The organism is Telluria sp. ZB2R32 (genome assembly GCF_059685715.1).
This window is the reverse complement of record NZ_JCASIG010000005.1, coordinates 445,904-460,207: the sequence shown is the minus strand read 5'-3', so window position 1 is coordinate 460,207 and position 14,304 is coordinate 445,904. Positions and strand designations below refer to the sequence as shown.

Sequence of the window (14,304 nt, the reverse complement as noted above, 5' to 3'; positions counted from 1 at the left end):
GCATGGTTTCTATGGAACAGGCCGCTTGCCGGCCCGCCCGGGCGGCATGCGAATTCGCCAGTGTAGCGCCGTTGGCGCCACTTTCGGCACATCCGGCGCGCGTCCGTGGTAAAAGATGCAAACCAGCCACAACCGCAAGAATATGGTGACAGCGTGGTGACAACGCCAATGTATTCACGATAATCTATTGCGTTACAGATAAATCGAGGAAGCCGATGCCTCTCGTTCCACTTCGCAGGCGCTGCCTGTCGCTGCTCTGGCTGGCGGCCTCGTCCGCTCTGTGCGCTTGCGCCGTCACTACGCCGGCAGCGCTTCCCCCAGCGGAGATGGAAGCACGCCTGGGTCCCGGCTACAACGGCGTCGTACTGGTCCGCGCCAGCCGCGCCGCGACGGCGCGGGTACAAGCCTACGGCAAGGCGCAGTTCGAGACCCCTGTCGCACTGACGGCGGACACGCGCTTCATGATCGGCTCGGTGTCGAAATGGATCACGGCGGTGACCGTGCTGCGCCTGGTCGAACAGGGCCGGCTCGACCTGGATGCGCCGATCACGGCCTGGCTGCCGGAACTGCCCGCCGCCAGCGGCGCCGTCACGCTGCGCACGCTGTTGTCGAACACGAGCGGCATCGAGAATGGCCTGGCGCTGGCGATCAAGCGCGACCGCAGCCCGGAGCGCCTGACGATCGCGCCGCTGGAGGCCGCGCTGCGCTTCGGCAGCGGACCCCTGAACTTCGCGCCGGGCAGCAAGTTCGATTATTCGGTGACCAACTGGCTGATCGTCGCCGGCATCGTCGAGCGCGTGACCGGCGAAGCGTTCACCCGTACGGTGACCCGGCTGGTGCTGGAACCGGCGGGCGCGCGCGACACCGGCTTCGCCGATGCGCAGACGGCCGCGATGGCGCGCATGGCGATCGCTTACGATGCGGCCGGGGCAACGCGCAAGATGATGCCGGCGCCGCCGATGGTGGCCGCCAGCGGTACGCTCTACAGCACGGCGAGCGACCTGGTCAAGATTGCCGACGCCGTCTACGGTCCGGATCTGCTGAGCGCGGCGTCGCGCCAGGCGCTGTTGACCGTCCAGCATGCGCCGGAAGACTACGCGCTGGGCGGGCGCATCAAGCGCGCGGGCGCCCGCCTGCTGGCCTGGGAAACGGGTGTCAGCGGTGGCCACAAGACGCTGCTCGCCTATGCGCCGGCGGATGGCCGCGCGGTGGTCCTGCTGAACAACACCGACATGGCGCAATCCGAGCAGGCCAGGATCGGCCTGGCCCTGCTGGATGCCATGGACCGCTGATTACTTGGTGACCGCCAGCACCGTACGCTTGCCGCCCTTGAAGGTGTAGAGGGTGATGGTGCCGTCGCGGATGTCGCCGCGCGCATCGAAGGCGATCGGGCCGGTCACGCCCTTGTACTGGGTCCTGGCCAGCACCGGCAGGTATTTCGCCGGCGCGGTCGAGCCGGCCTTGACCATGGCGTCGGCCATCGTCATCACGGCGTCGTAGGCGTACGGCGCATTGATCTGGACGTCGATGCCGAAGCGCTTCCTGTAATCGGCGCGGAACTTGTCCATGCCGGCGCGGCCGGCGGCGTCGACCCCGCCCGCCTCCGCGCAGAACACCTGGCCGTCCGCCATGGCGCCGCCGGCAAGCTTGTGGATCTCGTCCGAGCAGATGCCGTCGCCACCCATCATCCTGGCGTTGAAGCCGAGCTGCTTCATCTGGCGCAGCATCGGGCCGGCCACGGCGCTCATGCCGCCGAAGAAGACCAGGTCCGGCTTGGCCGCGCGGATCTTGGTAAGGATGGCGTTGAAATCGGTTGCCTTGTCGTGCGTGAATTCCTTGGCCACGACCTGCGCGCCCTGGTCCTTGAGGCCCTTGGCGAATTCGGTCGCCAGGCCCTGGCCGTAGGCGGTGCGGTCGTCGATCACGGCCACGCGCTTGGCGCCCATGTTCTTGACCGCGTAGTGGCCCAGCGCCTGGCCCAGCTGGACGTCGTTGGCGACCACGCGGAAGGCGGTATTGAAGCCTTGCTGGGTGTATTTCGGGCTGGTGCTCGACGGCGAAATCTGTGGAATGCCGGCCTGGTGGTAGATCTTCGAAGCGGGAATCGTCGTGCCCGAGGTTTCGTGGCCGACCACGCCGTTGACGCGGGCGTCGACCAGTTTCTGGGCGACGTTGGTTGCCTGCTTCGGATCGCCGCCATCGTCCTCGGCCACCAGTTCGAAACGCACCTTCTTGCCCGCGACGCTCACGCCGCGCGCGTTCAGCGCTTCGATCGCCATGCGCGCGCCGTTTTCGGTGTCCTTGCCGAAGTAGGCGACGGGGCCGGTGACGGCGGCCGAGTGGCCGATCCTGACGGTTTCCTGGGCGTTTGCCTGCGCATTTGCCTGCGCATTTGCCTGGCTGACGATGGCGCCGAGCAGGGTGGCGGCGACTGCGGACTTCTTCATGCATTCCTCTTTTATCGGTGTTGCCGCTACTGAACATGGCGGCGAAAGGCGGAATCATAGCAAGGATGGAACGGGCTTGCTTTACGTTGGGGAAGTCGGTGGCGCCGTTGCGTGGGGCAATGTCGGTCTCCATGGTCCCGGTGGGCATGCCCACCCTACGAAGGCGTTATCGCAACTTGTTTCGGGTTTCGTATCACTCGCCCGGGTCGTGTCCGTAGGGTGGGCATGCCCACCGAAAATTCGACAGACCAATTCCGGCATCGGCAACAGCCCCACCACAGATGCTGACACAAAGACGCGCGCCGCGACCCGACCAGCTTGCGGCATACTGGCCGAACCGCACGGCGCAGGAGTCCGCATGACCACCGAGCACCAGGCAGGCGAAGGTGCGCAGCTGCGCTTTCGCACCCTGCTCTACCGCTTCATCTTTTTCGACTGGCTGTTCGTGGACGCCGGCGGCGCGCGCACGCCGGTCGAGCGCCATGCGGCCACGCAGCACAACCGGCGCATGAGCAAATACCTGCCGGTCTACCTGCGCCGCTGGTCCTTCCTCACGCTGCTCGATTTCGCCCTCGGCTGCCTGGTCGAGCGCGCGCTGCAGGCCACCCTGCTCTCGGCCTGGTTCTTCACCTGGAGCTGCGTCACGGCCACCGGCACGGTCGTCATCACGGTGGCCTGGATCTTCCTGACCCAGCCGCAGCAGCCGTGATGGCGTCTGCGTTGCGGCGCACAATTTTCGCTTGACAGGCTCCCGGCATCGCGCTTAGAGTCAAGTCAATGACTACCCAACTGCATCTGTCGACCCTTCTGCACAACGCCGGCGTCCTATCGCTGGCGCTACTACTACGCGCCTGATTTCCCGCGTCCGGCCCTGCCGGTTTCAAGTAAGTAGAAGAAGGAGTTGCACCGATGTTCGCTTCCCGGAATTCCACCCAGATTTTCACCCTGCCGCATCTCGTCTCATCGTCTGCGCGCGCCTTTGTTCGTCTGCTGCGCAGCGCGTCCGACAATGCCCTCAGGGCAAGGCGCATCGTCGAAGACAGTACGCTAGTACGGCGAGACGAATGCAACGCCGCCATGAGGGCATTGTCGGGCGCGCTAAAACTACCGATCGGTTGCCGGGCCTAGCGACTCGTGGCCCGCCCGGCAGCCTTCGCCACTCCCGCGCCGATCCCGGCATTGAAAACCTTGCAGGAGTACGAACAATGATCACCCACCCATCCGCCAAGTACCGTCCATTCCCAGCCGTCGATATCGCCGACCGCCAGTGGCCGAACAACACCATCACCAAGCCGCCGGTCTGGATGAGCACCGACCTGCGCGACGGTAACCAGGCGCTGATCGAGCCGATGAGTCCCGAGAAAAAGCTGCGCTTCTTCGAGATGCTGGTAAAGGTCGGCGTCAAGGAAATCGAAGTCGGCTTCCCCTCGGCCTCGCAGACCGATTTCGATTTCGTGCGCATGCTGGTCGAGGAAAACCGCATTCCCGACGACGTCACCATCATCGTCCTGACCCAGGCGCGCGAAGAACTGATCCGGCGCACCGTGGAATCGGCGGCCGGCGCCAAGCGCGCCATCGTCCACATCTACAATTCGGTGGCGCCCGTGTTCCGCCGCGTCGTGTTCGGCATGACCCAGGACGAGATCGTCAACATCGCCGTCAGCGGCACGCGCCTGATCAAGGAACTCGTGGCCGCGCACCCGCAGACGCAATGGGGCCTGGAATACTCGCCCGAATCGTTCTCGACCACGGAACTCGATTTCTCCAAGCGCATCGTCGATGCCGTCAGCGCCGAATGGCAGCCGACCCCGGCCAACCCGCTGATCGTCAACCTGCCCTCCACCGTGGAAGCGAGCACGCCCAACGTCTACGCCGACCAGATCGAATGGATGTGCCGCCACCTCGAGCGGCGCGAGTCGCTCGTCATCAGCGTGCATCCGCACAACGACCGCGGCACGGCGGTGGCGGCGGCGGAACTGGCGGTGCTGGCCGGCGCCGACCGGGTCGAAGGCTGCCTGTTCGGCAACGGCGAGCGCACCGGCAACGTCGACCTGGTGACACTGGCGCTGAACCTGTACACGCAAGGCGTGCATCCGGGCCTGGATTTTTCCGACATCGACAGCGTGCGCCAGCTGGTCGAGGAGTGCAACCAGCTGCCGGTGCACCCGCGCCACCCGTATGCGGGCGACCTGGTGTTCACGGCGTTCTCGGGATCGCACCAGGACGCCATCAAGAAGGGCTTCGCGCGCCAGGCGCCGGACGCGCTGTGGGAAGTGCCGTATTTGCCGATCGACCCGGCCGACCTCGGCCGCAGCTACGACGCCGTCATCCGCGTGAACAGCCAGTCCGGCAAGGGCGGCATGGCCTATTTGCTGGAACAGGAATACGGCCTCGAATTGCCGCGCCGCCTGCAGATCGAATTCTCGCGCGTGGTGCAGCAGCTGGCCGACAGCAGCGGGCGCGAAATCGCCGCCAGCGACATCCACGCCTTGTTCGTGCGCGAATACCTGGAGCAGGAAACGCCATACCGCTACGTGGCGCACAAGATGAATGAAAACACAGCCGCGGCCGGCGAACCCGTGCAGGTCGAGGTGACCGCCGTTGAACGCCAGGTCCAGCGCGCGCTCAAAGGCGCCGGGAACGGTCCGATCGATGCCTTCGTCAATGCGCTCGGCATCGACATCCGCCTGATGGATTACCACGAGCATGCGATCGGCTCGGGCGCGAATGCGCGCGCGGCCTGCTATGTCGAGCTGCGCGTGGGGAATGGGCCGACCCTGTTCGGCGCCGGCATCGACAGCAATATCGTCACCGCTTCGTTCAAGGCGGTGCTGTCGGCGGTGAACCGGCATGCGGCCGGCGTGCCGGAGAGCGCTCCGGCGCTGGCCGCCTGAGCGCCGGCGCGGCTGGATATAATCACGGCAGCTGCGCAGCCGCGCGGCATGCTCTTTTCGAAAGCGCCGATGAAGAACACCCTGACCCTGACCGTGCTCCTGCTTGCCGCGAACGCCGCCCTGGCCGACGACGCAGCCGTCCGTCAATGCCGCACCCTGCCCGATGCGGCCAGCCGCCTGGCCTGTTACGACGCTATGCCGCTCGGCCAGGGACGCACCGCGGCCGCGCCGGCCGCCGCCGCAGTGTCCGCTCCCGCCACGCCTGCCGCCGCGGCCGCGCAGGCGCAAGCCGGTTTCGGCCGCGAGACCATCGCCCGCAAGGCCGAGGCCGAGATCACGGCGATCGACAGCACGGTCGAGGGCGACTTCGCCGGCTGGGGTCCGAACACGCGCTTCAAGCTGGCCAATGGCCAGGTCTGGCGCATCGTCGACGGCAGCGCGGCCGACCTGGCGCCCGCGCGCAACCAGAAGGTGCGCATCGAACGCAACCGCTTCGGCACCATGTTCCTGAGCGTGGCAGGCAGCAACCACTCGGCCAAGGTGCGGCGCGTCGAATGAGTGGTGCGATGGGCAAGCTGTTTCACCTTGCGCCGCTGGTTTTGCCGGTTTCGTTTGTATTGCTGGCGGCGGCGCCCTGCGCGGTCGGGGCCGATCTCGCCAACGGCCAGCGCCTGTTCGCGTCGCGCTGCGGCTCCTGCCACAGCGTCGGCCCGTCGGCGCGCGCCGGCTTCGGCCCGCAACTGAACGCCGTCTTCGGCCGCCGCGCCGGCGCCACGCCCGACTTTCGCTACTCTCCGGCGATGGCGAAATCCGGCATCGTCTGGAACGACAAAACGCTGACCGCCTTTATCGATGCGCCGGACGACGTGGTCCCTGGCACCAAAATGCGCTTCTGGGGCATGAGCAACGCGAAGCAGGTCGGCGACCTGCTGGCCTACCTGCGCAGCATCCCCGCTGCAGGTTCGGCTGCAACCCCGGCTTCCGCCGTGCGCTGAGCCTTCCACCAGCTGCGCAGCCGGCGCAGGCCGAGCACGGTCGCCGTGGCGCACAGCGCCAGGCCGCCGGCGCCGAGCAGGATCAACACCGCGTCGCGCAGCCACCCGGCGGCCAGCATCACGGGCAAATCCCAGCTGTGCAGGAAATTGAAGAGCCACCTGCCGGCGCGCTGCGAGCGGTCCATGCTCGACGCGATTGCGCCGGTGTGCGGATCGAGGTGGACCCAGGTGGCGCCCGCGTCGGCATAAATTAGCCGCAGCGCCGGCAGGCGGCGCTCGTCGGCGCCGTACATCGATTGCAGCGCGCGCTTGTAGTAATAGGTGTCGTAGCCATTCAATACCTGCGACTGCACGATGGCCGCGGGCAGCAGGCGCCGCGCCGCGGCCAGCAGCTCGTCATCCGTCCAGCGCGCGCGCACCACGAAGCCCGCGGCGGATGCCGTCACCAGCCGGGTGTGGTTGCCCGCGTCGCGCGCCAGGATCGCCGGCTGGCCGCCGAGCACGCGCCATTCGAGTTCGCTCGCCGTGAATCCCTGCCCGTTCAGCAGGGCTAAGGCTTGCGCCGCATCGATCGACAGCCTGACCGTTCCCGGGCGCCCGCCCTCGAAGGCCGCCAGGTCGGGCCGCTGCCCCCTGGCGTCGAACACGCCAACCGGGTTCATCGACATCAGCCCGCTCAGGATCCACGCGCACAGAATGGCGCCGAACACCAGCCCGAGCAGGTGATGCCAGCGCATGAAACGCTCGCGGAACGGCGTCTTGGCGCCGCTCTTGTAACTGCCCGAAAAACGCCAGCGCCAGATGCCGTTGAGGACACCCGTTAGCGACGACAGCACGCCGACTGCCGACAGGGCAATCACGGTCCAGCTCCAGACCGGATCGACCGGCTGGTTGCGGAACATGTACAGCCAGTGCAGCCAGGCGCCGACGTAGTTCCACAATTGCTGGCTGCGCGGCGCGTCGAGCACGACCTGGCCGGTCGCGGACGACAGGTACAGGCGGGTCGCCGCAGCGTCTTCCATTTCGACCACGTGCAAGGGACGATGGCGCTCGAGCGAGCGCGAATGGGTCCAGCGGTCCTCGATCACCTGGCCGGCATGGCGCGCGCCGGCGCCGGGGAGAAAGGCGCGCGCACCCGCCAGGGCCGCTGCGCGGTCGACAGGCGCCTGTAGCGCACCCGTCGTCGCATCGACCGTCACCAGCGCGCCGTCGCCCTGGGTGACGACGTACACGGGACGATTGCGGATCGAGGTCAGCACCAGCGACTTGACCTCGTCCGGCGAACGGCTGTGCGCCAGCGCCTGTTCAGGATTCACGCAGCAGCTGGCTTGCAACAAGGCCGGCAGGCTGCCCAGCCGCTCCCACGGCGTCAGCTTGGGATAGCCGACGAACAGCATCACCATGCCGCTGGCGAACCAGAGCGCCATCAGGACGCACATCAGCACACCGGTCCAGCGGTGCACCAGCAGGATGTTGCGCTTGAAGTTCACGCGGGTACCTCCGCTCAGAACCGGTGATCCAGCACCAGCTCGACCCGGCGATCGGGCCCGGCCAGCCACTGGGTCGGCGTGTAATAGGCAGTCGCAAAATAGCGCTTGTCGAAGACGTTGAAGCCGCGCAGGGTGAGCGTGGTGCGCGGCGCCGCCTTCCAGCGCAGCGACAGGTCGGTGGTCGTGTACGACGCCATGCGCAAGGTGTTGGCGTTGTCGGCGAAACGGGTGCCGACGTAGCGCAGGCCGGCGCCGAGCGTCCATGCCGGCGTGGCGTCCCAGCCGAGCCAGACGTTCGCCAGGCGCTTCGGTACGTCCGGCGGCAGATTGCCCGCGCGCGAGACCAGGGCGCCGCCCTGCGACTCGAGGAAGTCGTCGAAGCGCGCACGCAAGAGCGAGGCGTTCGCTTCCAGCGTCCAGGCCTCGGCCAGCGCCATGTTGAGCGTGCCCTCGACGCCGCGCGAAGAGCGCTGGCCGACCTGGATGCTCTGCGCCGGATTGGCTGTATCGCGCGTGAGCAGGTTGTCCTTCTGGATGTCGTAGGCGGCCAGGGTCCATTCGCCGGTCTTGCCCCAGAAGCTGTGCTTGACGCCGACTTCGACCTGGCGCCCGGTGGCGTTTTCGAAGCGGCTGTTGGCCGGCGACAGGAACAGCAAGGAGCCGATCGGGTCGGCCGCTTTCGACACCTGGCCATAGACGGCCAGGCCAGGTGCGATGTCGTAGACCGTGCCCAGGCGCCAGCCGACGTCGGTAAAGGTTTTATCGTAGGCCAGCACGCCGGCGACCAGATTACGCCGCTCGAGCTTCGCGTGGTCGTAGCGCAGCCCGGCCAGGACCGACCATTCGTCAGTTAATTCCAGCCGGTTTTCGGCGAACAGCGCGTATTGGCGCGCCCTGGCGCGGTAGCGCGGAACGGTCGGTTCGTCACTGGCAAAGAAGCCGGGCACCGGGTTGAACGGATCGACCGAGGGCGAGGAGCCGACATAGGTGTTGTTGGTGTGGGTGAAGGAACTGGCATTCACGTCGAAACCGGCCGATACCCGGTTCTTCAGGCCGAACAGTTCGCTCTCGAAACTGGCATCGGTGGTATTCCCGGTCTGCTTCTGGTCGTGGTAAATCTCGGTATTGTCCGAGCGGTCGACCAGGCGCGTGGCCGGGTTGTAGCGATAGGCTTCGGCATTGCGCCAGTGGCGGTCGCTGTCGACGTGGTACAGGCGGCTGCGCACGGTCGTATTCGCGTTCGGCTTCCAGTTGACCAGCAGGTCGACCCAGGTGTCCTTGTAGTCGATGGTGCTGTCCTGCACGTTGTAGTTCTTATCGCGCAGCGCTTCCAGCTGGCGGCCCTCGACCAGCGGCGTGCCGAAATAGCGCATCGGCTCCTGGCGTCCGTGGGCGAGGCTCAGCTTGAAGTTCAGTTCGGGCGAGACGTCGAAACGCAGCGCGCCGGAAAATGCCCGGTTGCTGAAGTCGCCCATGTCGACCCAGCCGTCGGAACGCTCGCCGCTGGCGTCGACGCGGTAGGACCAGCGCTCGTCGAGCGCCCCGCCGCTGCCGAACGCGAGGCGGCGCGTGCCCTGCGTGCCGACCGCCGCCTGCATCTCGTTCTGTACCGCCCCGCGCGACGGCTGCTTGGGCACCACGTTCACCACGCCGCCGATGGCGCCTTCGCCATAGATCACCGAGGCCGGGCCGCGCAAGACTTCGATGCGCTCGACCGCCCAGGTATCGAAGGGAAAAGTGAGGCCGGCGCCGCCGTACTGGCGCATGCCGTCGTACAGGCGCAGCACCGAGACCGTGTCGGTGAAGCCGCGCGAAGCAAGCGAGGAGCCGCCGTTGCCCGGGTGCGGCAGGCTGCTGATGCCGGCGGCGCGGGTAATGGCCGCGACCAGGTCGACGTCGCCGCGCTGTTCGAGTTGCTTGCGGCTGATGACGTCGACGCTGGCCGGCGTTTCCAGGCGCGTCAGGCCGAGGTTCGAGCCGGTGCTGCTAGGGTCGCCCAGGCGGCCATTGGCGGCGCTGCCGGTGACGATCACTTGCGGCACGACGACCTCGCCCTGCGGCGTTGGCGCTTCCTGGGCAAATGCGCCGGACATGGCGGCGGCAAGCGTGGTCAGCGTGAATGATTCGATGTTCTTCTTCATGATGTTTCCTGTGGCGTGAACGTGGGCGCCCGCATGGGGGGCAGGTGCGACCAGTGGCCGCTGTCCGCGTGGGACAGCGGTGTCGGCAAGCATGTGCGTGACGATCAGGCCAGGAAAGGAGGAGCGCGCGATTGCGCCAGCAGCCACGGGAACAGCGTGCGCGCGGCCTGGTAGTAGAGCGGAGGAAAATCGTCGTGGCCGCCGAGGACGGCGAACACGCTTGTCGCTGGCGGCGCCAGGCCGAAGGCGCCGGCGTGGGTCGCGCAATAGGCGCAATGCGACATGCTTTTGAACAGCTTGTCCGATGGCGCGCCGTTCGCCTCGTTCGGCGAGGCCGGTATCGTCATCATTTCCATGCCCATGGCGGTACAGACTTCCACCTGGGCAGGTGCGGCCGGAGAAAAGTTGATCGCGTGCGAGACGGCAGGCATGAGCGCGTTGAACAGGATCGCCAGAATGGCGAGCCAGGCAACGGCGATCAGCTGTGTTGTCGTCTTGTACATGAATCCATTATAGATCAAGCGCGTGAAACGGCTTTTGACCTGTCGTGCGGGGGAACACGCTCAATCAGGCTGGCTCGCATCAAGGTTGGCACGCACCCGATCGAGCAGGCCGAGCAACTGCGCGCGCTCGGCCGCGGGCAGGCCCGCCAGTGCCTGCTCGGCCGCGCCGGCGCCGTGGCGGTGCCATTCGGCATGGATCGCCTCGCCGCCGGGACTCAGGCGCAGGCGCGTGCTGCGGCGATCCAGCTCGTCCGGCTGCGCTTCCAGCAAATGCTTGTCGCGCAGCGCGCGGATCAGGCGCGTCAGCTGGGCCTTGTCGCGCCCGGAATGGGCCACCAGGTCGCTCAGCGTGGCGCCCGGATTGCGCGCGAAAAAGCCCAGCACCTTGCCCTCCATGTGCGTCAGCTCCGCTTCGGCGCCCGCCGGGGTGCGCAGCTGGCGCGCCCGGTACAGGTGCATGATCGCGTGGATGGTCTCGAACACGTCCTGCGCCGAGGCCGCTGCCGAGTGATTTTGGTTGACTTTATCAACGTGTTTTTTCATAATAGGGGACATTATCAACCATTTTCAGGATTCATGATGGAACAATCCAAGCGCAGGACCATCGAGCGCGTGCGCCACGAACTGCACCGCCGCGACGTGACCGTCACCCGCATCGCGCCGCTCGGCGCGCACTTCGTCGCGATCACCTTCCACGCCGAATCGCTGGCCGGCTTCCTCTCGCTGTCCTTCGACGACCACGTGAAATTCATGTTCGACGACGGCGCCGCCGAGCAGGTGCGGCGCGACTATACGCCGCGCCGCTTCGACGCACAAGCACGCGAACTGACGATCGAATTCGCCCTGCACGGCGACGGTGCCGCCTCCAACTGGGCGCGCCGCGCGCAAGTGGGCGACACGGCCGTCATCGGCGGCCCGCGCGGCTCGATGATCATCCCGATGGACTACGACTGGCACCTGCTGGCGGGCGATGCCAGCGCGCTGCCGGCGATGCGCCGGCGCCTGGAAGAGTTGCCGTCCGATGCGCGCGTGTTCGTGATCGCCGCGGCCGCGCCGGAAGACCGCAGCCACTTTGGCGGCACGGCGCAGGCGAACGTGGAATGGGTCGACGGCGACGACGCCCTGGTCGAGGCCGTGCGCGCCCTGCCCCTGCCGCCCGGCGAAGGTTTTGTTTGGGCCGCCGGCGAGGCGCAGGCGATGCGGCGCGTGCGGGCCGTGCTGGCCGAGGAAAAGGGCGTTGCCAAGGAAGCGATGCGCGTCTCCGCCTACTGGAAGCGCGGCGTCGCCGACCACCACGAGAATCTCGACTGAATCAGCGCATGCCGAACTCGTAGGACGCCATCGGCACCTTCATCACATGGTCGACGAACAGCGCCCGCCCCGGGTCTGCGCCGGCCGCGCCGGCCACCACCATCAGCGGCACCAGGTGGTCTTCGCGCGGATGGGCCTGGCGTGCGGCGGGCGCCTGCTCCCAATCGAGCAGCAGCGCATTGCGCGCGGCGGCATCCGGCTGGGCGATGGCGCTGCCGAGCCAGGATTCGAAGGCTGCGGCCGCGTGCGTCGATTCGTCACGGCCGAAACCGCGCATGTTGTGGTAGGTCAGGCCGCTGCCGACGATCAGCACGCCTTCGTCGCGCAGCGGCGCCAGCGCCTGGCCCAGGCGCAGGTGCTCGGCCGGGTCGTACGTCGACTTCATCGACAGCATCATGATGGGGACGTCAGCGTCCGGATACATCAGGCTCAGGGGCACGAAGACGCCATGGTCGAAGCCGCGCTGCGCGTCCTCGTCCAGCTCCACGCCGGCGCTTGCCAGCAATGCGCGCACGCGCGGCGCCAGTTCCGGTGCGCCCGGCGCCGGATAGCGGATGTGGTAGGTGTGCTCGGGAAAACCGTAATAATCGTATTCCATCGGCGGCCGCGCCGCGGTCGCCACCGTGAATTCGCTCGCTTCCCAATGGCCGGACACGACCAGGATGGCTGTCGGCTTCGCCGGCAGCCGCCCCGGCAGCGCGGCGAATTCGCGCGCCGTGCGTTCGTACATGCCGCGCATCTGCTCGATCCACGGCCAGGGGCCGCCGCCGTGGGAGAGGAAATAGACGGGGAATCGGGAGGTGGGCATGCTGTGTCCTCGGTGCGTGGGCGAATGGCTACTTTAACGGCGCAGGCGGCGCTCCGCCAGCTGCCATGCCGGGAAACAGTATGCCGTCGATGGGATAATCAGCCGATCGTATTCAGCTCGGGGAGCGGCGCACCCTACGTTACGCGACGGCCGCGGTGAAGTGCGCGAATCCTCTACCGCTTTTTCCCATGCAGCGCCTGGCGCGAGCGCTTGCGCTCTTCCGCCTTTTCGAAGCGCCGCTTCTGCTCCTCGGTCTCGGGCACCAGGGTCGGCACCGGCTGCGGCTTGCGGTTGGCGTCCACGGCCACCATCGTGAAGTAGCAGCTGTTGGCGTGGCGCTGGGTGCGCTGCTGGATGTTTTCGATGACGACGCGGATGCCGATTTCCATCGAGCTGGTGCCGGTGTAGTTCACCGAGGCCAGGAAGGTCACCAGTTCGCCGACGTGGATCGGCTGCAGGAACATCACCTGGTCGACCGACAGGGTGACGACGTACGCGCCCGAGTAACGGCTGGCGCACGCGTAGGCCACGCTGTCGAGGAATTTCAGGATGGTGCCGCCGTGGACGTTGCCGGAAAAATTGGCCATGTCGGGGGTCATCAGGACCGTCATCGAGAGTTCGTGGACGGGTCTTCCGTGGTGGTCGTTCATGCTGGTTCCGGGTCGAGGTTGGACAAGGCGGTGCTGCGTTGCACAACAATTGTACGAGGCTTTGCCCGTCTTTACAGGCAAGCCCCTTTTTCAGCCCCGGTCCAGCGTGAACTTACCCGCGGCGGCGGCCACGCCGGCGCAGAACAGGACATAACTGTCCGCTCCTGCGCCCTCCTTCAACACGACGCCCTCGCCCAGCGGCACCGGCGCCGTGAAACGCACCGACAATGCCGTGACCGGCCGCTCCGCCCTGGCCTCGAGCGCGGCGCAGGTCCTGGCCACCGAGTGCATGCCGTGGATGATCGGCGCCGGCAGTCCCATGAGGCGCGCGCTCCAGCGCGTCAGGTGGATCGGGTTCCAGTCGCCGGAGACGCGCGCGTAATCGCGCCCGCTCGACGGCCCCAGCGTCCAGCTCTCGATGACTGCCCCGGCGGCGATAGGCGCGCGCTCGCCCCTGGACTTGCCCGACCGGGCACCGCGCACGGCGAGGTACTTGCTAATGCAGGTGAAGATGCGTTCGCCGTCCGCGCTGCCCACGGTCTCGAGCGCGCAGTAGACGGCGCCGGAAGCGGTCGGCGGCAGGATGTCGATGCGCGTCGCAAGCACAATGGCCGTGTCGGCCGGCGCCGCGGTAGACGCAGATGGGTGGGCGATCAATTCGTTCTCGACGTGGACGATGCCCGCCAGCCGGTAGGGAAAGCTGCTCGACAACAGCGTCGCCATGTGGGCGCGCTGGACCGGCAGGTACCACCAGGTGAGCGGCACCGTGTCCAGTGTAAACCCCAGCGCCGCGCGGTAGCGTGCGACGTGCGCGAGATCCAGCCGCGGCAGCGTGAAGCGCGAGGTCAGCGGCGCGATCGGACCCGCCGGCACGGCGCGCGCCCGCTTGGAAAGGACGCGCAGGATGAAGCCGGCGCCCATGCGCGGCAGCAGCGGCGCCAGGCCGGTATCAGGCGAACGAAGCACTTTTTCTCCCTGAAGTGGGCGCCGGGACGCAATTTCGCTGCGCCCGGACGAAGTTCTCGCAGCGAAAATGCTGTGATTGATCGATAATACCGCCTGACG

At 67.1% G+C, this 14,304-nt stretch carries 14 protein-coding genes; 6 read left to right on the top strand and 8 right to left on the bottom strand.

Features of this window, described 5'->3' with window-relative positions:
* Positions 1-326 precede the first annotated feature (326 nt).
* Positions 327-1,292, top strand: coding sequence for a serine hydrolase domain-containing protein (locus AC56LG_RS17180; protein WP_497167277.1), 966 nt, complete (start codon positions 327-329; stop codon positions 1,290-1,292).
* On the opposite strand, the gene AC56LG_RS17175 is transcribed toward AC56LG_RS17180, so the two are convergent.
* Positions 1,293-2,447 (bottom strand): branched-chain amino acid ABC transporter substrate-binding protein, encoded by a 1,155-nt coding sequence (locus AC56LG_RS17175; protein WP_497167276.1) that lies wholly within the window; start codon positions 2,445-2,447, stop codon positions 1,293-1,295.
* 358 nt (positions 2,448-2,805) lie between these two features.
* Here AC56LG_RS17175 and AC56LG_RS17170 point away from each other — a divergent pair, with 358 nt between their 5' ends.
* From AC56LG_RS17170 to AC56LG_RS17155, 4 genes are all read left to right on the top strand, one after another.
* Complete coding sequence (locus tag AC56LG_RS17170) at positions 2,806-3,156, top strand: hypothetical protein (protein ID WP_497167275.1); 351 nt, start codon at positions 2,806-2,808, stop codon at positions 3,154-3,156.
* A gap of 496 nt (positions 3,157-3,652) precedes the next feature.
* The gene (gene leuA / locus AC56LG_RS17165; RefSeq protein WP_497167274.1) at positions 3,653-5,341 is read left to right on the top strand and encodes a 2-isopropylmalate synthase; all 1,689 of its coding nucleotides are present in this window, start codon (positions 3,653-3,655) and stop codon (positions 5,339-5,341) included.
* Between the two features lie 48 nt (positions 5,342-5,389).
* Positions 5,390-5,899, top strand: a complete 510-nt coding sequence (locus AC56LG_RS17160; protein WP_497167273.1) for a hypothetical protein — start codon at positions 5,390-5,392, stop codon at positions 5,897-5,899.
* An 8-nt stretch (positions 5,900-5,907) separates the two neighbouring features.
* Positions 5,908-6,336, top strand: a complete 429-nt coding sequence (locus AC56LG_RS17155; RefSeq protein ID WP_497167272.1) for a c-type cytochrome — start codon at positions 5,908-5,910, stop codon at positions 6,334-6,336.
* Here the strand turns inward: AC56LG_RS17155 and AC56LG_RS17150 are convergent.
* The 4 genes from AC56LG_RS17150 to AC56LG_RS17135 form a co-directional block, all read right to left on the bottom strand.
* Positions 6,276-7,826: a PepSY domain-containing protein gene (locus tag AC56LG_RS17150; RefSeq protein WP_497167271.1), complete on the bottom strand. Its 1,551-nt coding sequence runs from the start codon at positions 7,824-7,826 to the stop codon at positions 6,276-6,278. The two genes, AC56LG_RS17155 and AC56LG_RS17150, sit on opposite strands and share 61 nt — an antisense overlap.
* Before the next feature lie 14 nt (positions 7,827-7,840).
* Positions 7,841-9,967, bottom strand: coding sequence for a TonB-dependent receptor (locus tag AC56LG_RS17145; RefSeq protein ID WP_497167270.1), 2,127 nt, complete (start codon positions 9,965-9,967; stop codon positions 7,841-7,843).
* Positions 9,968-10,071: 104 nt separating this feature from the next.
* The gene (locus AC56LG_RS17140) at positions 10,072-10,470 is read right to left on the bottom strand and encodes a DUF2946 domain-containing protein (RefSeq protein ID WP_497167269.1); all 399 of its coding nucleotides are present in this window, start codon (positions 10,468-10,470) and stop codon (positions 10,072-10,074) included.
* 60 nt (positions 10,471-10,530) lie between these two features.
* Positions 10,531-11,013, bottom strand: coding sequence for a MarR family winged helix-turn-helix transcriptional regulator (locus AC56LG_RS17135; protein WP_497167268.1), 483 nt, complete (start codon positions 11,011-11,013; stop codon positions 10,531-10,533).
* Between the two features lie 36 nt (positions 11,014-11,049).
* Between AC56LG_RS17135 and AC56LG_RS17130 the strand changes: the two genes are divergently transcribed.
* Positions 11,050-11,781, top strand: coding sequence for a siderophore-interacting protein (locus AC56LG_RS17130; RefSeq protein WP_497167381.1), 732 nt, complete (start codon positions 11,050-11,052; stop codon positions 11,779-11,781).
* A 1-nt stretch (position 11,782) separates the two neighbouring features.
* Here the strand turns inward: AC56LG_RS17130 and AC56LG_RS17125 are convergent, their stop codons facing one another.
* From AC56LG_RS17125 to AC56LG_RS17115, 3 genes are all read right to left on the bottom strand, one after another.
* Positions 11,783-12,589: a DODA-type extradiol aromatic ring-opening family dioxygenase gene (locus AC56LG_RS17125; protein ID WP_497167267.1), complete on the bottom strand. Its 807-nt coding sequence runs from the start codon at positions 12,587-12,589 to the stop codon at positions 11,783-11,785.
* Between the two features lie 173 nt (positions 12,590-12,762).
* Complete coding sequence (locus tag AC56LG_RS17120; protein ID WP_497167266.1) at positions 12,763-13,239, bottom strand: acyl-CoA thioesterase; 477 nt, start codon at positions 13,237-13,239, stop codon at positions 12,763-12,765.
* Between the two features lie 90 nt (positions 13,240-13,329).
* On the bottom strand, positions 13,330-14,205 hold the full coding sequence (locus AC56LG_RS17115; RefSeq protein WP_497167265.1) for a MaoC/PaaZ C-terminal domain-containing protein: 876 nt from the start codon (positions 14,203-14,205) through the stop codon (positions 13,330-13,332).
* Positions 14,206-14,304 lie beyond the last annotated feature (99 nt).

Coding starts and splice junctions, on each gene's coding strand:
- AC56LG_RS17130 (WP_497167381.1), top strand. CDS start 11,050: ATGGAACAATCCAAGCGCAGGACCATCGAGCGCGTGCGCCACGAACTG.
- AC56LG_RS17120 (WP_497167266.1), bottom strand. CDS start 13,239: ATGAACGACCACCACGGAAGACCCGTCCACGAACTCTCGATGACGGTC.
- AC56LG_RS17140 (WP_497167269.1), bottom strand. CDS start 10,470: ATGTACAAGACGACAACACAGCTGATCGCCGTTGCCTGGCTCGCCATT.
- AC56LG_RS17160 (WP_497167273.1), top strand. CDS start 5,390: ATGCTCTTTTCGAAAGCGCCGATGAAGAACACCCTGACCCTGACCGTG.
- AC56LG_RS17155 (WP_497167272.1), top strand. CDS start 5,908: ATGGGCAAGCTGTTTCACCTTGCGCCGCTGGTTTTGCCGGTTTCGTTT.
- AC56LG_RS17170 (WP_497167275.1), top strand. CDS start 2,806: ATGACCACCGAGCACCAGGCAGGCGAAGGTGCGCAGCTGCGCTTTCGC.
- AC56LG_RS17125 (WP_497167267.1), bottom strand. CDS start 12,589: ATGCCCACCTCCCGATTCCCCGTCTATTTCCTCTCCCACGGCGGCGGC.
- AC56LG_RS17180 (WP_497167277.1), top strand. CDS start 327: ATGGAAGCACGCCTGGGTCCCGGCTACAACGGCGTCGTACTGGTCCGC.
- AC56LG_RS17135 (WP_497167268.1), bottom strand. CDS start 11,013: ATGAAAAAACACGTTGATAAAGTCAACCAAAATCACTCGGCAGCGGCC.
- leuA (WP_497167274.1), top strand. CDS start 3,653: ATGATCACCCACCCATCCGCCAAGTACCGTCCATTCCCAGCCGTCGAT.
- AC56LG_RS17145 (WP_497167270.1), bottom strand. CDS start 9,967: ATGAAGAAGAACATCGAATCATTCACGCTGACCACGCTTGCCGCCGCC.
- AC56LG_RS17175 (WP_497167276.1), bottom strand. CDS start 2,447: ATGAAGAAGTCCGCAGTCGCCGCCACCCTGCTCGGCGCCATCGTCAGC.